The organism is Bifidobacterium mizhiense (assembly GCF_020884755.1).
Classification (GTDB): domain Bacteria; phylum Actinomycetota; class Actinomycetes; order Actinomycetales; family Bifidobacteriaceae; genus Bombiscardovia; species Bombiscardovia mizhiensis.
In genome coordinates, this window is the sequence record NZ_BPWE01000001.1 from 194,308 (window position 1) to 213,731 (window position 19,424).

Here is a 19,424-nt window from a genome sequence, read left to right on the forward strand (position 1 = left end):
TTCTATCGCTATGATTATGCACGTCATTGATGGCTGATCTCACTGATCATCCTGCCGCAAGCCCTTGTCCGCGAGACTGGCCGGAGCCTTGGACAGGATATCCACGGCCAAGTCGATCTGATCGGCCTGGATGATCAGGGGCGGGGCCAGACGCAGGGCATCGGGGGCCACTGCGTTGACGATCAGCCCATGATCCAGGGCCCAGGAGGCCAGATCCCCGGCACAGGGAGCGCTCAGCTGGACCGCATCCAGCAGTCCCCTGCCTCTGACCTGAGTATAGAGGGGATTGCCGCAATCGGTAAGGCCGGCGCGGAGCCTCTCGCCCATCTGCCGCGCCCGCTCCAACAGGCCCTCCTGCTGGATGGTATCCAAGGTGGTCAGCGCCAGAGCCGATCCCAGAGGATTGCCGCCGAAGGTGGATCCGTGCATGCCCGGGGTCAGCAGACCTGACGGCCCAGGTCCGAAGGTGATCATCCCGCCCATGGGGAATCCGCCTGCCACCCCCTTGGCGAAGGTGAGCACGTCCGGACAGGCTCCTCCGGACAGGCTCTGATCCTGGAAGGCGAACCAGTGGCCGGTCCTGCCCATGCCGGTTTGCACCTCGTCCAGAATCATCAGGGCTCCATGCTGGCTACAGAGCTCACGCACCTGCCGAACGTAGTCAGGATTCAGCGGCAGCACTCCGGCCTCTCCCTGGATAAGCTCCAGAATGACGGCAGCCACCGGCTCTCCCGAAGTCTCCCCCTGTGCGAAGGCCTCTTCTATAGCCTCGCCGTCTTCTGCCGGCAGGAAGCCCATACCCGGGACCAGGGGCTGGAAGGGCTCACGGATGGCCGGCTTCCATGTCAGGCTCAAGGAGCCCATGCTGCGGCCGTGGAAACTATGGGTCAGAGCCAGGATCCGACCGGGATGCCCGCCCATGCGAGCGCCATGCAACCGAGCAAGCTTGATGGCCGCCTCATTGGCCTCGGTTCCCGAGTTGGCGAAGAAGACGCGTGATCCCTCCGGTGCCTGAGCCAGGTCCAGCAGCCGTTCGGCCAGCTCGATCTGAGGCTGGGAGGCGAAGAAGTTGCTGATGTGGGCCATCTTCCCGGCCTGCTCAGCCAGTGCCTTGTTCCAGGCAGGATGGGCGTAACCGAGAGCATTGACCGCGATTCCGGCCATCATGTCCAGATACCGGTTGCCGTCCAGGTCCCAGATCCAGGCCCCTCGACCATGATCCATGACCCTGCCCGGCCGACCGAAGACCTGCACGTGGACGCGGTCATAGCGGTCTGCCCATTGACTGCTCTGCGGCCCCTCGGGAGTCCTCATAGGTGCATCAGCCTTCGTCATGGCTCCTCCTCATGATCATGTCCTTGCCCGGCACGACCACCGTGCCGATGCCGTTGCGGGTGAATATCTCGTTGAGCATGGAATGCGGTCGCCGTCCGTCAATGACGTGGGCCTCGCCCACCCCGGAACGCACGGCCTGCAGGCAGGCCTCCATCTTGGGACGCATCCCCTCATGCATGTCCTCCAACATATCCTCCAGCCGGTCTACCCCGATGCTGGAGACCAGGGAGTCGGCCTGGGGCCAGTTGGCGTACAGTCCCTCCACATCGGTGAGGATGACCAGTTTCCGGGCCCCCAAAGCTACTGCCAGAGCCGAAGCGGCCGCATCGGCATTCACATTGAGCACCTGGGTGGGATCCTGCTCGTCAGGAGCCACAGAGGAGACGACGGGAATTCGCCCGGCATCGATCAGATCCTCGACGGCCGAGGCATCCACGCCCACGACCTCGCCCACCAGGCCCAAATCAACCGGCTTGCCATCCGCCATACCGGTACGACGAGCCGCACTGAACAGGCCAGCATCCTCACCTGACAGGCCTACAGCCATGGGACCGTGGGCATTGATGGCCCCGACCAGATCCCTGCCCACCTGTCCGGTCAGCACCATGCGAACCACTTTCATGGTCTCCGGTGTGGTCACCCGTAGGCCGCCGCGGAAGACCGAGGGGATGCCCAGGGCCTGGAGCATGCTGGAGATTTGCGGGCCACCGCCGTGCACCACCACCGGATGCATGCCCACCTGCCTCAGGAAGACCATGTCCTGGGCAAAGCACTGCCGCAGATGGTCGTCCACCATGGCATGGCCACCGTATTTGACTACGATCCGCTGGCCGGCGAACTCCTCCAGCCAGGGCAGGGCCTCGATGAGCACCTGGGCCTTGCGGGCGTCATCCAAGGCTTTTTCAGCTTCGGCTTCCTGCTCGTCATCCGCCATCCTCTTCCCCTTCCTTATGACCATCTTCCGATTGCTGCAGCTCTTGGCAGCGCGCCTGATCGGGCTTCCCATCAGGTGTGGTAGTCGGCATTGATGGTCACGTATTCGTGGGTCAGATCATCGGTCCATACCGTGGCCTGGCTGTCACCCTGACCAAGGTCGATGTCGATATGGACCTCGGGCACATGCAGGTCGACCAGCTCCGGATCCTGGCCGGGACGACCTCCCTGGCAGACCTTGATGCCGTTGAAGCTGACATCCACATGGGCCGGGTCATAGGCCGCCGTTGCAACCGGCACAGTGCCCAGGGAGGACACCACTCGGCCCCAGTTGGGATCCTCGCCGGCCACCGCGCACTTGAGCAGTGTTGAGCCGGAGACCGCCCGGGCGCAGGCAAGGGCTGCATCCTCACTCTCGGCACCATCCACCTGAATACGGATCCGATGCCTACAGCCTTCGCCGTCGGCCACAATCCGATGAGCCAGGTCCGTGCAGGCCTGACCCAGCTTCTCCTGGAACTGGTCGGGATCAGGCCGTACTCCTGAGGCCCCGGAGGCCATCAGCAGGACGGTGTCATTGGTGGACATGCACCCGTCCACGTCGATCCGGTTGAAACTGAGCCGGCAGGCCTCTGACAGGGCTTGACGTGCCTGTTCCGGCTCCAGAATGGCATCCGTGGTGATGACACAGATCATAGTGGCCAACTGCGGGGCGATCATCCCGGAACCCTTGACCATGCCGCCCAGCCGCCAGCCGGATCCGTCCACAGCCACGGTCTTGGTGCAGGTGTCAGTGGTCAATATGGCCTTGGCGGCCTCTTCGCCGGCTTCCTGACTGGCCGACATCTCCTGGGCAGCCTGGTCGATGCCAGTCAATATGGAGTCCAGATGCAGCAGATGGCCGATGATCCCGGTGGAGCAGACAGCAACCCGCTTGGCCGGCAGGCCCAGTTGCTTTCCTGTCCGCTCGGCCATGGCCCTGGCCTGGTTCAGGCCCTCCGGACCCGTGCAGGCGTTGGCATTGCCGGAGTTGACGACCACGGCTCCGGCATGGCCTTCTTCAAGGATTCGGCTGGTCCAGATGACCGGAGCGGCCCGGAAACGATTGGGGGTAAAGACCCCAACAGCCGTGTCCATGGGTCCGCTGTTGACGACCAAGGCCAGGTTTCGGCGCTGTGAACCTCCCGGACGATGGGCGATGGCGGTGCCGGTCCGGAAGCCTGCAGGGTAGGTGATGCTCATGGTGCCACTCCTATGGTTGTCAATCCGGTCTCCTCAGGCAGGCCCAGGGCCAGATTTACGGCCTGGAGGGCCTGGCCTGCGGTGCCCCGGGTCAGGTTGTCGATGGCGGCGAATGCGTAGAGGCGGTCGGCGCGCTGGTCCACAGCGACCTGGACCTGAGCCCGGTTGGAGCCGTACACGTCGGCCGTGGAGGGAAGCCTGCCCTCGGGGAGCAGATCGACGAACTGCTCCTGGGCATAGGTCTCTTCCCAGACGGCACGAATATCAGCCATCCCCATGCCCCGTCCACGCTCGCTCAGCTTGGCCGAGACCACAGCCAGAATCCCCCTTGACATGGGGACCAGTATGGGGGTCAGCCCCAAACGGATGGGCTGTTTCCCAAGACCTCCGAGGTTCGGATCCGCCGCTGCGGCCTTGCGCAGGTTCTGCAGAATCTCAGGGATATGCCGGTGGGTGCCTCCGACCGAGTAGGGATGGGCTGAATTGATGGCCTGGGCTGCCAGCAGATCCATTCTGCCGCTTGAGCGTCCGGCACCCGAGTAACCGACAGCAAGGTCAGCCACCAGATCATCGGTCTGCACCAGTCCGGCGGCCAGGGCAGGCTGGAAGGCCAGAGTGACTGCCGTGACATTGCAGCCGGGACCAGCGATCCGCCGGGTCTGCCCAAGCAACTGACGCTGACGACTGCCACCCGGATTGAGCAGCTCAGGCATCCCATAGGTCCATGGACTTGAGAAAGATCCGCCGTAGTAGTCTTGCCAGTCCTCCGGATCCTCCAGCCGGTGATCAGCGCCCAGGTCGACCATCAGCGATTGCGGATCCAGCTGCTCGGCCAAGGGACCCGAAGCCCCGTGGGGCAGGGCCAGAACCACCAGATCATGGCCGGCCAAGATCTCCGGCTTCGTATCCTGAATCCGCAGCGAGGCCAGCGACTCCGGAAGGTTGGGCGAGAACTCCCCCAACAGTCGACCAGCGGAGCCGTGACCGGTGACCGTGCATACCTGAAAGGCTGGATGCGCTGCCAATAGACGGATCATTTCCGAGCCGGCATACCCCGAAGCTCCCGCTACAGCCACCGTGTATTGCCGCATGAGTGCTCCCTTCATCGGGCACCATCATACATACTCATGCAGTAAAACGCATATTTATACAATTCGGCGTGTCGCTATGCACATGTTTTAGCTGCGCGACACTGTCACCTATGCGAAGGGGTCATAACCGGAGTCCCGGTTGCGGATGTATTCCATTTGCCTACTGGCCCTGTCCGCCGCCTCGGGCCCGCATGTGTCCTCCACAAAGGCCAGTGCCATGTCAATACCGGCCGAGATACCCGAAGAGGTACGAAACTTGCCATCGACCACCCAGCGGGCATCCTTGATCCAGTCCACGCGCTCCCCCGTGCCGACGACCCAGTCAAAGGCCAAGTCATTGGAGGTCGCACGCCGACCGTCGAGCACACCGGCGGCAGCCAAGAGAGCCGAGCCTGTGCAGACCGTCATTACCTGCGGCGACTGGGCGGCCAGGCTTGCCAACTGCCCAATCCATCGGTCGTTTCCAACCAGAGTTCGCGTGCCGGACCCGCCAGGTATCAGCAAAACTCCCTTGGGATCGATCGCTTCGGGTCCTACAGCTTCGACCCTGACACCGCCCTCCCCGACTTTCACTCCAGGGCCCTCCAAGGAGAAGAGCCGCACCCGGGCACCATCAGTATTGATGAAAACCTCAAAGGGGCCGAAGACATCCAAGGGTTCAAACCCGTCGAATACGACAATATTGATATCCAAGCCCATCTGAATGACCCCCTGCTTAGATCTCAGGCGCTGACGCCATCCCCGCCTGAGCCGCCGCCACCCGTCGAGGGCGACGGCACCATCTGCTGGTAGAAGTCGTTCAGGGAGACCCCGTTGACCAGAAGCCAGATCCAAGCCAAGGTAAAGAGCAGGTTGATGATCAGGGCAGCCATGGCCAACCCATAGCCCTTCATATGCAGTCGGCGGGTACGATACATGGAAACGCCGCCGAGCAAAGCGGGAATCACAGGCATAGGCAGGAAGAGGGCCATAAGGAAGGCGATGATGGCGCAGGGATCCCAGTGGCCGTAGACCGGATTTTGGGAGGGATCGTTCAGATCGGGCATGCCCTGGGGAGGCCATCCTGGCGCACCGGGACGGGTCTGAGGATTCCCAGGATTTCCGCCGCGACTGGGACCCGACTGCCCCGCCATGGGCATGGGCCTATTGGCGGGGTTGCCCTGGGACGAATCGGATTCCTTGGCCTTGGGTTCGGGGTCTGGGCGACCGTAGATGTACGGATTCCATCCTGGATAACGATCGGCGCGCGCGCCGTACAAGGGCTGGTCGCCCCCATCATGATCCTGGCGGTCGGGTCCACCTGCTGTGCCCTGTTCTTGAGAATCCGTCATGTCCCTCGGTCCCCTTGATGCCCGGTCAGGCACGTAGCACGGCGCCCAGACCTGCAGTCTTGTCAACGATGGCCTGGCGCAGGGATTCGCTGTCCTCGGACGTCAAAGTACGGTCCGGGGCGCGGAAGGTGACTGCGAAGGCCAGCGATTTTGCATGCTCACCGATCTGATCGCCAGTGAAAACGTCGAACAGCTCGATGGATTCAAGACTAGACCCAGCCGCTTCTCTGATGGCGGAAGTCAGGTCGGCTGCCGAGACCGTGTCCGGCACGGTGAAGGCCAGATCCTGACGGACCGGCGGGAAGGTCGACACGGGCTTGGCCTGCAGGGGGGTGTAGTCCAAATGGTCCAGCACCATGTCCAGACTCAGCTCGAAGGCGGCGGAGTGGGCAGGGAAGCCCAGGGCCTGGTCAACCCGAGGATGCAGCTCGCCCACCATGCCGACAAGCGTGCCGTCATCCAGGACCAGCCTGGCGGTACGGCCAGGATGCCACTGGTCGGGCACCTGCTCAGCCGAAGGCTGCTCCAGCCGATAATGTGCTCCCAGCCTATCCAGGACACGACGAGCCGATTCGACTGCATCGGTCCAGTCCACATCCCTAATGTCCTTGAGCCAGCCGTCCTCCTGGGCACGGCCGGTCAGCAAGGCCGCCACATGCAGCCGTTGCTCGGGCAGACCCTGGTCCAGGCGGGCCAGATCCTCGTCGCTGGGCCGCACACCGCCCGGAAGGGTGGGCACCGCAGGAGCCTTGGGGTCGCGACGGAATACATAGCCGATCTCGAAGAGACGCACATCCGTGTTGCCACGTCGCAGGTTGCGCTCCACGGTGTTGGCCAGCGGCAGCAGCAGGCTCTGGCGCAGGTAGGGCCTGTCAGCGGCCATGGGGTTGGCCAGCTCCACGCTGTTGGTATGGATCTCATCAGGATCCATGCCGAAGGCTTTGAAATCATTGTCGCCGACGAACGGGTAGTCCAGAACCTCGGTCAGTCCATACTCGGCCAGGGTGTCAGCCACCCAACGACGACGCTGCTGACGGTCGGTCAGACCAACCGCTCCGGACACCTTGGGTGATGGCACGGTGACGGGGATGCGGTCATAACCCACCAGACGGGCCACCTCCTCGACAAGATCACAGCCCTCGCCCAGGTCGGGCCTCCAGGTTGGCGGAGTCACCGACAGCCGGTCTTGAGGATCACCTTGGACCATGCAGCCGATGTCGCGCAGAATGGCCACGATGCGCTGGGGCTCCACCTCCAGTCCGGTCAGACGTGCCACCTCGCTGACGGCAAAGTCGATGACCGGCATGGGCTTGGTCTGATCCATATCCTGCGGAGCATCCAGGTCCTGGCCACCGGCAAGGCGATGCAACAGGTCAGCGGCCATGGCTGCGGCGGCTGGCTGCATCTGCGGATCGACCCCGCGCTCAAAGCGCTTGGAGGCCTCCGAGGGCAGCTTGTGGCGACGGGCGGTCCGGGCGATGGTCACCTGGTCGAAGTGAGCGGACTCGATCAGGATGTTCTTCGTCTGATCGGTCACTTCTCCGTACAGACCGCCCATGACGCCGGCCAGTCCCAGGATGCGGGAACCCTCTTGGCCCTGGGGCGAGTCGGTGATGAGCAGATCTTCGGTGCTGAGCTCGCGATCCTTGCCATCAAGGGTGGTCAGGCGCTCGCCCTGCCTGGCCCTGCGCACCACGATGGGCCCGCTGAGCTTGTCCAGATCGTAGGCGTGCAGGGGCTGGCCCAGATCCAGCATGACGTAGTTGGTGATGTCCACCGGCAGGCTGATGGAGCGCATGCCGGCCCGAACCAACCGACGACGCATCCAGCTGGGAGTCGCCGCCTTGGGGTCGCATCCGGTCAAGGCACGCAGGTAGTACCGATCACAGCCTGGCTGACCGTGAATAGGATTCTCATCCTGAACGCGCACGGCCAGCGGTGCCTGATCCTCCTGGGCTGCCGAGGCCGGCACCGTCTTGTTCAGTTCAATCACCGGATCCGTGTACTCGGCGCCCGTGGAGTGGTGGTATTCGCGGGCAACCCCCCTGTAGGAGAAGGCATAGCCACGGTCAGGGGTGATGTTGATTTCAAGCACGGGCGTATTCATATGCAGGAGGCTCATGGCATCGTCACCGGGCTTGAGCTGCTCGTACTGCTCGGGGGTGAACCCGTAGTTGCGTAGCAGGATGATGCCCTGATGGTCCGAGCCCAGCCCCAGCTCACGCTCGGAGGCGCACATGCCGTCCGAGATGTGACCATAGGTCTTGCGTGGTTCGATGCGGAAGTCACCAGGCAGGACGGCCCCTGGCAGGGTCACCACCACCTTCTCGCCCGCAGCCATGTTGGGGGCCCCGCAGACGATGCCACGCGGCACATTGCGACCCTGGTCGTCCACGGCGTTGTACTGCTCGCCCACATCAACATGACACCAGTTGATGGTCTTGCCGTTCTTCTGAGGCTCAGGCTCGGCATCCACCACATAGCCGACTACGATTGGGCCGGTCACAGTGGACTGGTGGATGTCCTCTTCCTCCAGACCGACCCGGACCAGGTCCTTGGCCAGCTGTTCATAGGTCAGATCCTCGGGGACCTGCACATGCTCCTTGAGCCAGTCGATATCTACCATTGGCATCTGACGGTCACTCCCCCATCTCGAACTGCTGGCTGAACCGCACGTCGCCTTCGACCAGGTCGTGCATGTCGTTGATGTCGTGGCGCAGGAGCAGGGTGCGCTCCATGCCCACACCGAAGGCGAAGCCTGAGTAGCGCTGCGGGTCCACGCCGGCCGACCTCAGAACGTTGGGGTTGACCATGCCGCAGCCTCCCCATTCGATCCATCCGGGGCCGCCCTTCTTGTCGGGGAACCAGAGATCCATCTCGGCGCTGGGCTCGGTGAAGGGGAAGTACGAGGGCCGCAGTCTGGTCCGGGCCTCGGGACCGAACATGGCCACAGCGAGCTTGTCCAGGGTGCCCTTGAGGTCGGCCATGGTCAGATGTTCATCGACGGCGATGGCCTCGCACTGGTGGAAGACCGGGGTGTGGGTGGCATCCAGTTCATCGGTGCGGAAGACCCTGCCCGTGCAGGCCACGTAGAGCGGTACGCCACGGGTTATCAGGGAACGGGCCTGGTCGGGCGAGGTATGGGTGCGCATGACCATGTTGGAACCGACGAAACCGGCGGCGTCCCTGGCCTGGCTGCCCTTGACGTAGAAGGTGTCCTGCATCTGACGGGCAGGATGGTCAGGGCCGAAGTTGAGCGCATCGAAGTTGTACCACTCGGCTTCCAGCTCGGGGCCCTGGGCGATGCTCCAACCCATGGAGACGAAGAAATCCTCCACATCTTCCATGAGCTTGGACAGCGGATGCCGAGCACCCTGGGGACGGCGGTTGACAGGCAGGGTCATATCCACCTGCTCGGCAGCAAGACGGCGGGACTCCTCCTCCTGGCGCAACTGCCGCTCCTTGAGCCCGTAGGCGCGGCCGAAGTCAGCCTTGAGCTTGCCCGCTAAACGGCCGGCGGTCTTCTTCTGATCCGCTGGCAGCCTTCCGATGATCCGGCCGGATCCGGCCAGGGCTGAACCTGTCCCTGCATACTTGGCCTTGATCGCCTTGAGTTCTTCCAGATCGGAGGCTTCGCGAATCCTGCCGATGCCCTCGTTGACCTCGTCGGTCATCGCCGCGGGGTCGAATTCTTCCTGTGCCACCATGGACCTTTCCACTGTTGCCAATGCCGTGTCCGGGCCGCAAATCAGCGGAAATCCCGGTCGTTGACGCCTTCACATTCTTTCAATACGACTCGACATGGCCATGGCGTAGAGCAGCACCGCCGCCGAGGTGGCCAGATTGAGTGATTCAGCCCGCCCGTATATGGGTATGCGAACGATCTGATCCATGGACTGCAGCAACTCATTGGGCAGTCCACGTGCCTCATTGCCGAAAAGCAGGGCCATGGGTTGACCCGACGAGTCTGGCTTGGCCAGGGCACCGCTCGCCATCAAATCAGTCAGGGAACGGACGGGTTTGTCCGGCGTGCCATAGACATCCGCAGCCACCATGGACCGGCCCTGCCGTCTGCACAGGCCCAGGAAGTCTTCGGTGCTCATGCTCATCAGGGGTATATGAAAGGCCGATCCGGCCGTAGAACGAATGACCTTGGGATTGGTGGGTTCCACGCACTGGTCCACCAGGATGACCGCCCGGCAACCGGCGGCATCGGCGGTGCGAATGACGGTTCCGGCATTACCTGGATCACGAATCTGCCAGAAGGCTGCCACCAGGTCGTTCCCCTCCCCCGTCAGGTGCTGGGGATCCTCAAGATCCGTCGGTTGAGCCAAGAATCCATCAGTGCGCGCTTGAGCCAGGATTCCCTGGGCATTGCCGCTGATGGTACGCATGACCCGGGCCGAGACGAAGTGTCCGTAGCAGTCAGGCAACTCCCGGGCCTGCTCCATGATGGCACCCACGGTCTCATTGACCGGTTGCGGTTGACCGCCCTGGGCTGCAGGAGAGGATTCATCCGCCTGAATATAAAGGTCGGTCAGCAGGTCGGGTCGCCAGCGGACCGCCTCGCGCACGCTCTGCGGCCCCTCTATCAGGAAGCGGCCATGACGCTGCCGAGCCCGCCGATCCTGCAGTTCAGCCAAGCGACGAATTCGTTGCGCACGGGGATTGTCAAGAAGGGATTCATCAAAGGGCATGGGCACAACTCTAACCCCGGCAGTCGAGAGCACGGCTGACGGACCTTCATGAGCCCACATCTGTGGGAAATTTCACTGAAAGAAAGGTCTGCGCCCCTTGTGCTCGGCGAACAAAAGGCTAGTGTAAAAGAACCGGTCGGGTCGACCACGTCCATCGCTGGTATGGCGCAGACCGACCATGGCACATCTGGCTTGGCCAGAATCATTGTGAGGAGACGATATGCCCGTATACACACTTCCCGATCTGCCCTACGACTACTCGGCACTGGAGCCGTACGTGTCCGGCAAGATCATGGAGCTGCACCATGACAAGCACCATCAGGCTTATGTGAACGGGGCCAACAAGGCCCTGGAGCAGATCCACGACGCGGCTGAGTCCGGCAACGTGGCTCAGTCCAACCTGCTGGAGAAGAACCTGGCCTTCAACCTGGCCGGGCACAAGAACCACTCCATCTTCTGGAAGAACATGGCCCCGGCCGACGGCCAGGAGCCTACTGGCGAACTTAAGGCCGCCATCGAGGACCAGTTCGGGTCCTTCCAGGGCTTCCAGACCTACTTCGAGTCCATGTGCGCAGGCATCCAAGGCTCCGGCTGGGCCGTTCTGGCCTGGGATACCCTGGGCGAGCGCCTGGTCACCCTGCAGATGTACGACCACCAGGGCAACCTGCCCGTCACCATCTTCCCGCTGGTCCTGCTGGACCTCTGGGAGCACGCCTACTACCTGGAGTACCTGAACGACCGGGCCAGCTACGTCAAGGCCTGGTGGCACATCGTCAACTGGGAGGATGCCTCCAAGCGCTTCGACGAGGTGCGCAACATCAACACCACTCTGGCCAGGTAAAAGACCAGCGCTTCCAACCACAGGCAAACCCTGGCCCTTTCCCCTCTCTGCGGGAGGTGGAAAGGGCCAGGGTTCCTCTATATCTGAAGCCTGCGAAAGACCCTGACGATCAGTTGCCGAAGAAGGCGATGGAGCCGGTCAGCGCAGCCATGGTCAGGGAGATTGCGGGCACAGCCAGGCAGATAAGCAGGAAACCGACATCACGAGTTCTGACATGGGAAACCCTGGCATGGGTGCGCGGAGTGCTGCCGCCGAAACCGCGGGCCTCCATGGCCGTGGCCAAGGTCGTCGAACGCCTGATGGACAGGACCAACAGGGCGAAGGCCTGGGGCATAAAGGCCTTGAAGCGGTTCTCATCACCCAGGCCACGACTGCGGCGCGAGGCGGTCAGGGCCGACCAGTCGTCCTTGAGAACAGTGAAAAGCCGCATGCCGGCCAACCCGCCGTAGACGAAGCGATCAGGCAGGTGGAGCACCTGGCTGAAGGCATCGGCCAGGTCGGTGGCGTCTATTCCCAGCACGGTGATGATGGCGGGGATCCCGATGGCCAGGATTCGCAGCGCAGTAGCCAGAGCCAGGTCCAGCGACCGCTGGGTGACGTGGATCATCCCCCACTGCCAGAAGGTGGCGCCGCCGCTCTTGCCATAGAGGATGATTGCCAGGGCCGAGCCTGGCGCCCCCAGGAAGATAGGCCAGGTGGACCTGACCACGCGCAGGGGCGTGAAGCCTGCCGCGCCCAGCAGCAGGAACTCCAGGATCAGGGCCGTCGTGGCCGAAATCGGGTCCAGGCTGATCAGCAGAGGCAGAGCCGCCAGGAAGGCCCCGATCAGACGGAAGGCTGGATTGATGGAGGCTACGTATGGCGATCGGCTGGCTGGCTTGACCGGCTCGTCCCGCTGATCCATGGGCGTGACGGTCAGTCTGACCGCAACGGTCTTCTGACGAGCCTGCAAATCTGACCTTGATACGGGCCAGACGGCCTTCCGGGCTCCTGGGGGTGTCATCTCCACCAGACGGGCATTCAGGGCCCGAACCAGCTCCCTGTCGTGGGTGACCAGGATGATGCAGGCTCCCTGGTCGCGCAGGTCTGCAATCAGCTGGGCCATGCTGACCCAGGTGTTCCTGTCCTGGCCGAAGGTGGGCTCGTCAAGAATCAGCATCTGTGGTGCAGCGGCCAGGGCCGAGGCCACGGTGAGCCGCCGCTTCTCGCCACCGGAGAGCGTATAAGGGTTGGCACGAGCATACTGTCTCAGACTGAAACGCTCCAGCAGCTCCAGGGCGCGGGCCTGGGCCTGGTCCTCGGTCATGCCGGTGCGAATGGGGGCCAGCTTAACCTCTTCCAAGACCGTGCCCCGGGCAAACTGGTGCTCGGGATTCTGAAAGACATAGGCAATGCGCGCCGCCAGCTGGGATGAGGTCCACCGGATGGGTTCGGGATCTGCAGGCATCTGCCCCTGGGGTCCCCGAAGTAGGCGATCCTGGGCAAGCACCGAACCGGCCACGGGCTCCAGCAAACCAGCCAGGGTCATGGCCAGCGTGGACTTGCCGGCTCCGTTGGCTCCGACCAGGGCAGTGACCTGCCCGGCCTTGAATTCCAGATCGATGTGCTCGGCCACTGCCTTGCCCTGACGACCAACCGCCAGATCCCGGGCGGTCAACAAGACTTGATGACCATCATGACCGTGGCCGGATTGCCCAGACCGAACCCGTCCAAGCTCAGGGAGCGAATCCTTGGCGCTCCTATAGGCCTCGGGAACCCAGATGCCCAGGGAGGCCAGATCCAATCCAGGATCAGTGAAGACCTCCTGGGGGCTGCCGTCGGCCATGATCACTGTCTTGCGATAGGCTGCAGCACCCGATCCGCCGGCGCTGTCTTCAACCTCGCCCAGCCCAAGCACGATGACCCTGTCGATCATATCCATCCAAGGCCCTGCCCGGTGCTCGACCAGAACCATGGTGGAGCCTTGCCGGTCCAGGACCTTCCTGACGGCACCGACAATTTGCTCGACACCGACCGGGTCCAGGTTGGCCGTTGGCTCATCCAGCAGAAGCAGCCCAGGCTGCATGGCCAGAGCGCCGGCCAAGGCCAGACGCTGCATCTGCCCCCCGCTCAGATGCATGGTGGACCGGGTCAGCTGCAGGTCAGCCAGACCCACCTCGGCCATGGCCTTCCGCACCCGTGGCCAGATCTCCTCGCGGGGCAGCCCCATGTTCTCCGGCCCGAAGGCCACATTGTCACCCAGCCGCTGAAAGATGGCCTGAGCATCCGGATCCTGCAAGACCAGACCCACACGCCCCCGGCTGGATACGGCGGGATTGCCGTCGATCAGGACCTGACCCTGGGTCACCCCGCCTTCGTCATCCTCGACCTGGTCCTGACCGCTCTGCGGGGCATGATCGCCCAGCAGCCCGGCCACACCCTCAAGGATGGTCGATTTGCCAATGCCGGAGGCTCCCAGCAGAAGCACCCGCTGACCCGCAGGAATACTCAGGGAGAGGTCCCTGACAGCAAAGTGGTTCCTGTAGGCATGGCGATACCCCCAGCCGCGCAGTTCCAAAGCGGCTGGGCGGTAAGGATTGTCCTGGATGCTCTGATCCACGCCCGGACCTCTACTTCCCGACTGTGCGAATATCGCGGCCGGAGGCGAAGCGGTCCAGAGCCCCAGTGGCGGCAATGGCCTTATAGAGGTACCAGACCAGAACTCCGGCGATCAGCGCGCCCGAAATCAGGGTGGCTATCAAATAGATCACCCCATAGGGGCCGGTCAGGTTGATGGCCTGTAGGTGCGTGCAGAAGGAATACAGCCAGCAGCCGAAACCAGCGGCAGCGCCCGACAGTGCCACCGTGGACATGTTCCAACGCCGGTAACGCAACAGCATGAAGACCAGCTCGGCCATGAAGCCCTGAAGCAGACCGATCAGTATGGTCTCCACAGGCACCCAGAGACTGCCCAGCAGCGACTCCAGGATGGCGGCGACCAACTCGGCATAGACGGCCGCCCCCGGCTTGCGCACGATGACCGAAGCCAGGGGCCCGGCAAACAGGTAAAGCCCGTTGAGCACGCCGCCCAGACCGGGTACAACCCCGTCCAGGAATGACCAGGGAATGGTGGTCACCAGGGCGACCACCCAGTAGATGACTGCGGAGGCCACCCCGATGACCGAGGCTACAGCGATATCCACCACCCTCCACCGTCGGGAGGGGGTCCTGACCTGAGAGGGAGTCCGCTCAGACTCCGGCTCCGGTCCAGAAACAGTATTGTTGATGAAATGACCATCGGTCATGATCTTGTGCCTTTCCTCGGGGCGCTCCCTATGAGCGCCATCCCGTTCAGGCACGGGTCCAGTGACATCCGTGCGCCGGCATTACCCGGTAAACGTTCGTCCGGTTGAGGCTGAGCCTCCTCTCAGCCGCACGCCCTTAGGCATACGGCCCCCGTGTCACCCGCCATATTAGAACATACGATGGTCAAGGGAATCCAGCAGGAGGGCCTCGGTGATGATATTGTCGATCAGCCCCTGCAGGGAGATGGACTCGTTTGGGCTGTGGGCGTTGGACTGGGGATCCTCGGGGCCGGTCACCAGGACCTGGGCCTCAGGGAAGAGTCGCTTGAGCTCGGGGATGAAGGGGATGGATCCGCCCTCGCCCTTGTTGACCGGGTCGCGTCCGAAGGCCTGCCGCATGGCCTCCTCGGCCTGCCGGACCACCGGGCTATCGGCATCCATGGCCCATCCCATGCCCATGTCGCTGGGGGTGACCTCCACCTTGGCCCCATGAGGGGCATGGGCGACCAGGAAATCAGCCAGAGCCTGCGCGGCCTGCTCGGGACGCTGAGTGGGTGCAGTGCGCAGAGAAATGCGGAAGCGGGTCTTGTCGGCCAGCACGTTGAAGGAGCCCTCCACCGGGTGGGCATCGAAGCCGATCACCGCCGCCGCCGGCTTGGTCCAGAGCCTGGAGGCCAGGGAGTCGGTTCCGGCCAGCCGGTAGGAGTCCACCACGCCGGCATCCGCACGCAGCTGAGCCTGGTCCAGGTCACGCTGCAGGCCGCCGATGGGCTGTCCACCCTCCAGGCCGGGCACCGCCAGCTGACCCTGGTCGTCATACATGGAGGCGATCAGCATGGCGGCCAGGGTGTTGGCATCCAGGATGGGCCCGCCGAACTGTCCGGAGTGGACCGGGTGCTCCAGGACTGTGACCGTGACATCCAGGTCCGCATTCCCTCTTAGTGAGGTGGTCAGGCTGGGGGTGTCCGCCGACCAGTTGCCCGAGTCGGCCACGATGATCAGGTCCGAGGCGAAGTCGTCCCGATGAGCTTGGAGGAAGGGGATGAAACTGCGCGAGCCCATCTCCTCCTCGCCTTCGATGAAGACCTTGACGTTGACGTGCAGGTCCTTGCCCAGGGCATGCAGGGCACCCGAGTGGATGGCGATGCCGCCACCGTCGTCGGCCGATCCGCGTCCGTAGAGCCGTCCCTCCTTCTCCACGCCGGTAAAGGGGTCAGTGGACCACTGGGAGGGATCGGGCACCGGCTGCACGTCGTGATGGGCGTAGAGCAGAACGGTCGGGGCCTTGTCGTCCACCTGCCGGGATCCGATGACCTCGAAAGCACCAGGGGTCCCGTCAGGATTGGTGGCCTGGATCACACGGGCATCTACACCCACCTGCCGCAGTTGCCCGGCCACATAGTCGGCCGATCGCCGCATGTGATCCCCGGTAATCCCCTTGGCCGAAACCGAAGCCAGGGTGATCTTGTCCTTGAGCAGATCGACGATCCGGCTCCTATCGTCTTGCACACGTGTGCGGATCGTCTCCAGCCCCAGCTCCGCCATCGTTACCTCCTCTGATTGCTTGCGAATCAATGCTTGCGAGTCTAGGCGTCACCGTAACCTGTTCGCATGACATGGAACCCCTTCTCACGCAAGGATCGACGGGACAAAGAGGCGGAGGCGGACCAGGCGGCCTCCACTGAAGAGGCACGAGGCAAGGGACGCCCCACCCCCAAACGCAAACAGGCCGAGGCTAGGAACCTGCGACCGTTGGTCCCCAAGGACCGCAAGGCCTCTCGCAAGGCCGCCAAGGCCCGGATCCGGGCCCGTGAGGATGCCCAGTACGAGGCCATGAGGACCGGCGACCTCGACCACATGCCCAAGTCGGAACGCCTCCCTTGGAGGATCTACATCCGCAACTATGTGGACGCCCGCTTCAATCTGCTGGAATGGATATTCCCGGCCATCATCCTTATGTTCGTCGCCACCCTGATGGGCATGTTCGTGGGTCCGCAGCATTATGCCACTTTCACCATGGTGGTGACCGTCCTGCTGTATGGCTACCTGATCATTGCCCTGATCGATACCTGGCTGATGTGGCGCAAGCTCAAGCGCCTGCTGATCGACAAGTTCGGCGAGCGCTCGGTGGCCAAAGGTTCACGTTCGGCCTCCTACGCCTGGCAACGTGCCATGATGGTACGGCGCTGGCGGGTTCCCAAGCCCAATCAGAGCAAGCGTGGGCACTGGCCCGACTGACAAGCGAATCGTCCTGACATACCGAACAATGGACTGGTAGCGCCGCCCGGTGCCCTTTGGGCTCCGGGCGGTTTTTGTACTCACTCCACATTGTGCGAATGCTCTTCATTCTCCCAGCCGGTACGGCTAGCATGGATTCTTATGCAGCAATCGATCAACCAACCCGGCACAGAGTCTCTTGACCCCTGGGATGCCGACAGCCGCCAGTACGACACCATCATCATCGGATCCGGCCCAGGCGGGTATGCCACTGCCCTTCGCACGGCAGAACTGGGCGGACGGGTGGCCTTGGTCGAGCAGGATCCCGTAGTCGGCGGCGTCTGCCTGAACCGCGGATGCATTCCTACCAAGGCCCTGCTGACCGCCACCCAGGTTCTTGAACAGGCTGACCTTGGAGCCGCCATGGGCATCAATATCGGGTCGGCCAGCATCGACTACCAGAAACTCCAGGATTATCAGGACCGGATGGTGGACGCCATGACCGGCGGCCTGGCGAGCCTGCTCAAGCAGCGTGGCATCACCGTGGTGCACGGCCATGGCACCATCGTCGGCGACGGCCTGGTGGAGGTGACCGCTGCTGACGGCAATCGAACCCGGCTGACCACCTGCGATACCATCCTGGCCACTGGGTCTCACGCCAGGCCCTTGGAGGAGCTCCCCTTCGATGATCTGGTCATCGACACGGACCGGGCGCTGACCCTCAAGCCCTTCCCCCGCCGGGCGCTGATTATCGGTTCAGGTGCGGTGGCCCTGGAATTCGCCACTATTTGGAACCAAGCCGGCTGCCAGGTGACCCTGATGGTCAGGCATGACCGGGTGCTCTCACACTGGGGTCGGCGGACCGGCCAGATCATGACCCGGGAGCTGAAACGTCAGGGAATTCATATCATTACCCATGCCCGCTGCTCGGGCGGACACCGTCTGCCCGCAGATGGAGGCATGCAGGTCGACTACCAGCCGACCGACGACAAGGGCCAGGCAGGAGCGATCGAGACTGATCTGGTTCTGGTGGCCATCGGCAGGGACCCCAACACGAACCCCGAGCATATGAAAGAGCTGGGCATCGACCTGGACGGGCAGGGCCAGGTCCTGACCGACTCCCAGGGGCGCACCAGCCGTGACCGGGTCTGGGCCCTGGGCGACATCACCCCGGGTCACCATCTGGCCCACAGGGCCTTCCAGCAGGGCATCACCCTGGCCGATGCCGCCTCTGGTCTGGATCCTGAACCGGTCAACGAGGCCACCATCCCCCGCGTGGTCTTCTCCTCCCCCCAGGCCGCAGCTGTGGGCTTCAGCCGGCAGGAGGCCGAGGACGATCCTTCGCTGAACCAGGTCAAGGAGACCATCTACCCCATGATGGCCAACTCGCGCATGCGCATGAGCGGCCTGCAGGGCACCCTCAGCCTGATCACCGCCTGCCAAGCCACCGATCTGGAGAAGCAGATAGTCGTCGGCCTGGAAATGGTCTCCCCCCAGGCCTCCGAGAACATCGCCGAGGCCCAGCAGCTGGTGGGCAACCAGATCCCCCTGCACCGCGCGGCCGGGCTCATCCATCCCCATCCCACCTTCTCGGAAGCCATTGGAGAGGCCCTGCTCAAGGCTGACGGCAGACCCCTGAACATGCGGTAGGCATGCGGTAGACTGGTCAACCAGTGAACGTTTCCGAGTGAGGATGGCATGGCTACAGAGGACACCAAGGGCAAAAAAGAAAAAAAGAAGAACAGCACGATCAGTCAGATCGTCAAGATCTACCAATTCACTTACGCAGAGGACAAGGCTCTTCCCTGGCTGCTGGCCGCGGCCATCCTGGTGCCCACACTGATAGCAGTGGTGATCTGCCTGCTGGCTCACTTTGGCTGGCTGTCCTGGATCCTGACCGTGCTTCTGGGCATCATGGTCGGCCTGCTTCTGGCCACCATGACCCTGACCAGGCGCTCCGACAAGGTCGGCTACGCCAAGATGGAGGGCCGTCCAGGCGCTGCCGCCGCCGTGCTGAGCAGCATCTCCAAGGCGGGCTTCTCCTTCCCCCAGGAACCTGTATGGATTGATGCCAAGACCAAGGACGCCGTTTGGAGGGGCACCGGCCGCACCGGGGTCTACCTGATAGCCGAGGGCGACTACAACCGCGTCAACAAGGCCATGAACCGCGAGGAGGAGAAGATCCGCCGCATCACCCGTGGGTCGGCCATCCCCATCTACAGGATCAGCGTGGGCCACGGTCCTGACCAGGTTCCACTCAACAAGCTCCAGCGCACCGTGATCAAGAAGAAGGTCAAGCTGACCGCCACCGAGCTGGAGACCCTGAACGACCGGCTGGTCACCCTGCAAAAGCGGCAGAACGCCCTGGGCATGCCCAAGGGCATTGATCCGACCAAGATACACGTCAGCCGCAAGGCCATGCGCGGGCGCTGATGTTTTGAAGGTCCCGGCAT

At 63.2% G+C, this 19,424-nt stretch carries 16 protein-coding genes and 2 pseudogenes; 4 read left to right on the top strand and 14 right to left on the bottom strand.

The features are described 5' to 3' along the window. Positions 1–39: 39 nt before the first annotated feature. The 9 genes from LPC22_RS00805 to LPC22_RS00845 form a co-directional block, all read right to left on the bottom strand. Positions 40–1,335: an acetylornithine transaminase gene (locus LPC22_RS00805; protein ID WP_229131674.1), complete on the bottom strand. Its 1,296-nt coding sequence runs from the start codon at positions 1,333–1,335 to the stop codon at positions 40–42. Continuing rightward, positions 1,322–2,269 carry an acetylglutamate kinase gene (gene argB, locus LPC22_RS00810; RefSeq protein ID WP_121914250.1) on the bottom strand — a complete coding sequence of 316 codons (948 nt, stop codon included), beginning with the start codon at positions 2,267–2,269 and terminating at the stop codon, positions 1,322–1,324. The genes LPC22_RS00805 and argB overlap by 14 nt, the downstream gene beginning before the upstream one ends. A gap of 71 nt (positions 2,270–2,340) precedes the next feature. Continuing rightward, on the bottom strand, positions 2,341–3,510 hold the full coding sequence (gene argJ / locus LPC22_RS00815; RefSeq protein WP_229131675.1) for a bifunctional glutamate N-acetyltransferase/amino-acid acetyltransferase ArgJ: 1,170 nt from the start codon (positions 3,508–3,510) through the stop codon (positions 2,341–2,343). After that, positions 3,507–4,601 carry an N-acetyl-gamma-glutamyl-phosphate reductase gene (gene argC, locus LPC22_RS00820; protein WP_229131676.1) on the bottom strand — a complete coding sequence of 365 codons (1,095 nt, stop codon included), beginning with the start codon at positions 4,599–4,601 and terminating at the stop codon, positions 3,507–3,509. The genes argJ and argC overlap by 4 nt, the downstream gene beginning before the upstream one ends. Positions 4,602–4,709: 108 nt before the next feature. Continuing rightward, positions 4,710–5,300 carry a DJ-1/PfpI family protein gene (locus tag LPC22_RS00825; protein WP_229131677.1) on the bottom strand — a complete coding sequence of 197 codons (591 nt, stop codon included), beginning with the start codon at positions 5,298–5,300 and terminating at the stop codon, positions 4,710–4,712. Between the two features lie 23 nt (positions 5,301–5,323). After that, entirely contained in the window at positions 5,324–5,932 is a 609-nt protein-coding gene (locus tag LPC22_RS00830; protein WP_229131678.1) for a DUF4190 domain-containing protein, read from the bottom strand. A 25-nt stretch (positions 5,933–5,957) separates the two neighbouring features. Further along, entirely contained in the window at positions 5,958–8,564 is a 2,607-nt protein-coding gene (gene pheT, locus LPC22_RS00835) for a phenylalanine--tRNA ligase subunit beta (protein WP_229131679.1), read from the bottom strand. A 7-nt stretch (positions 8,565–8,571) separates the two neighbouring features. Then, positions 8,572–9,639: a phenylalanine--tRNA ligase subunit alpha gene (gene pheS, locus LPC22_RS00840; RefSeq protein ID WP_045935521.1), complete on the bottom strand. Its 1,068-nt coding sequence runs from the start codon at positions 9,637–9,639 to the stop codon at positions 8,572–8,574. A 69-nt stretch (positions 9,640–9,708) separates the two neighbouring features. Continuing rightward, a complete protein-coding gene (locus LPC22_RS00845) occupies positions 9,709–10,629 on the bottom strand; it encodes a TrmH family RNA methyltransferase (protein ID WP_229131680.1) in 921 nt (306 codons plus the stop codon). A 220-nt stretch (positions 10,630–10,849) separates the two neighbouring features. Here LPC22_RS00845 and LPC22_RS00850 point away from each other — a divergent pair, with 220 nt between their 5' ends. Continuing rightward, on the top strand, positions 10,850–11,470 hold the full coding sequence (locus LPC22_RS00850; RefSeq protein ID WP_024626528.1) for a superoxide dismutase: 621 nt from the start codon (positions 10,850–10,852) through the stop codon (positions 11,468–11,470). Between the two features lie 109 nt (positions 11,471–11,579). Here LPC22_RS00850 and LPC22_RS08415 read toward each other — a convergent pair whose 3' ends face one another. The 5 genes and pseudogenes from LPC22_RS08415 to LPC22_RS00865 all read right to left on the bottom strand — a co-directional run bounded on the left by LPC22_RS08415 (position 11,580) and on the right by LPC22_RS00865 (position 16,299). Next, positions 11,580–12,629: a CbiQ family ECF transporter T component gene (locus tag LPC22_RS08415; protein ID WP_373312875.1), complete on the bottom strand. Its 1,050-nt coding sequence runs from the start codon at positions 12,627–12,629 to the stop codon at positions 11,580–11,582. 36 nt (positions 12,630–12,665) lie between these two features. Continuing rightward, positions 12,666–13,058: pseudogene (locus LPC22_RS08420) on the bottom strand (ATP-binding cassette domain-containing protein); the annotation flags it as partial. 450 nt (positions 13,059–13,508) lie between these two features. After that, positions 13,509–14,069 (bottom strand): annotated as a pseudogene (locus tag LPC22_RS08425) (energy-coupling factor ABC transporter ATP-binding protein); the annotation flags it as partial. A 10-nt stretch (positions 14,070–14,079) separates the two neighbouring features. After that, entirely contained in the window at positions 14,080–14,754 is a 675-nt protein-coding gene (locus LPC22_RS00860) for an ECF transporter S component (RefSeq protein WP_229131682.1), read from the bottom strand. Positions 14,755–14,922: 168 nt separating this feature from the next. Then, positions 14,923–16,299 carry a dipeptidase gene (locus LPC22_RS00865; protein WP_229131683.1) on the bottom strand — a complete coding sequence of 459 codons (1,377 nt, stop codon included), beginning with the start codon at positions 16,297–16,299 and terminating at the stop codon, positions 14,923–14,925. 66 nt (positions 16,300–16,365) lie between these two features. Here LPC22_RS00865 and LPC22_RS00870 point away from each other — a divergent pair, with 66 nt between their 5' ends. The 3 genes from LPC22_RS00870 (at position 16,366) to LPC22_RS00880 (ending at position 19,404) form a co-directional block, all read left to right on the top strand. After that, positions 16,366–16,992: a DUF3043 domain-containing protein gene (locus tag LPC22_RS00870; RefSeq protein ID WP_121914240.1), complete on the top strand. Its 627-nt coding sequence runs from the start codon at positions 16,366–16,368 to the stop codon at positions 16,990–16,992. Between the two features lie 141 nt (positions 16,993–17,133). Further along, complete coding sequence (locus LPC22_RS00875) at positions 17,134–18,621, top strand: dihydrolipoyl dehydrogenase family protein (RefSeq protein ID WP_229131684.1); 1,488 nt, start codon at positions 17,134–17,136, stop codon at positions 18,619–18,621. A 48-nt stretch (positions 18,622–18,669) separates the two neighbouring features. Continuing rightward, complete coding sequence (locus LPC22_RS00880) at positions 18,670–19,404, top strand: DUF4191 domain-containing protein (protein WP_229131685.1); 735 nt, start codon at positions 18,670–18,672, stop codon at positions 19,402–19,404. Positions 19,405–19,424: the final 20 nt, after the last annotated feature.

Excerpts from the sequence above, each read along its gene's own strand:
- LPC22_RS00845 (WP_229131680.1), bottom strand. The coding sequence starts at position 10,629 with ATGCCCTTTGATGAATCCCTTCTTGACAATCCCCGTGCGCAACGAATT.
- LPC22_RS00860 (WP_229131682.1), bottom strand. The coding sequence starts at position 14,754 with ATGACCGATGGTCATTTCATCAACAATACTGTTTCTGGACCGGAGCCG.
- LPC22_RS00850 (WP_024626528.1), top strand. The coding sequence starts at position 10,850 with ATGCCCGTATACACACTTCCCGATCTGCCCTACGACTACTCGGCACTG.
- LPC22_RS00875 (WP_229131684.1), top strand. The coding sequence starts at position 17,134 with ATGCAGCAATCGATCAACCAACCCGGCACAGAGTCTCTTGACCCCTGG.
- argC (WP_229131676.1), bottom strand. The coding sequence starts at position 4,601 with ATGCGGCAATACACGGTGGCTGTAGCGGGAGCTTCGGGGTATGCCGGC.
- LPC22_RS00880 (WP_229131685.1), top strand. The coding sequence starts at position 18,670 with ATGGCTACAGAGGACACCAAGGGCAAAAAAGAAAAAAAGAAGAACAGC.
- argJ (WP_229131675.1), bottom strand. The coding sequence starts at position 3,510 with ATGAGCATCACCTACCCTGCAGGCTTCCGGACCGGCACCGCCATCGCC.
- pheT (WP_229131679.1), bottom strand. The coding sequence starts at position 8,564 with ATGCCAATGGTAGATATCGACTGGCTCAAGGAGCATGTGCAGGTCCCC.
- LPC22_RS00870 (WP_121914240.1), top strand. The coding sequence starts at position 16,366 with ATGACATGGAACCCCTTCTCACGCAAGGATCGACGGGACAAAGAGGCG.
- LPC22_RS00805 (WP_229131674.1), bottom strand. The coding sequence starts at position 1,335 with ATGACGAAGGCTGATGCACCTATGAGGACTCCCGAGGGGCCGCAGAGC.
- LPC22_RS08415 (WP_373312875.1), bottom strand. The coding sequence starts at position 12,629 with ATGCTGATTCTTGACGAGCCCACCTTCGGCCAGGACAGGAACACCTGG.
- LPC22_RS00865 (WP_229131683.1), bottom strand. The coding sequence starts at position 16,299 with ATGGCGGAGCTGGGGCTGGAGACGATCCGCACACGTGTGCAAGACGAT.
- LPC22_RS00830 (WP_229131678.1), bottom strand. The coding sequence starts at position 5,932 with ATGACGGATTCTCAAGAACAGGGCACAGCAGGTGGACCCGACCGCCAG.
- LPC22_RS00825 (WP_229131677.1), bottom strand. The coding sequence starts at position 5,300 with ATGGGCTTGGATATCAATATTGTCGTATTCGACGGGTTTGAACCCTTG.
- argB (WP_121914250.1), bottom strand. The coding sequence starts at position 2,269 with ATGGCGGATGACGAGCAGGAAGCCGAAGCTGAAAAAGCCTTGGATGAC.
- pheS (WP_045935521.1), bottom strand. The coding sequence starts at position 9,639 with ATGGTGGCACAGGAAGAATTCGACCCCGCGGCGATGACCGACGAGGTC.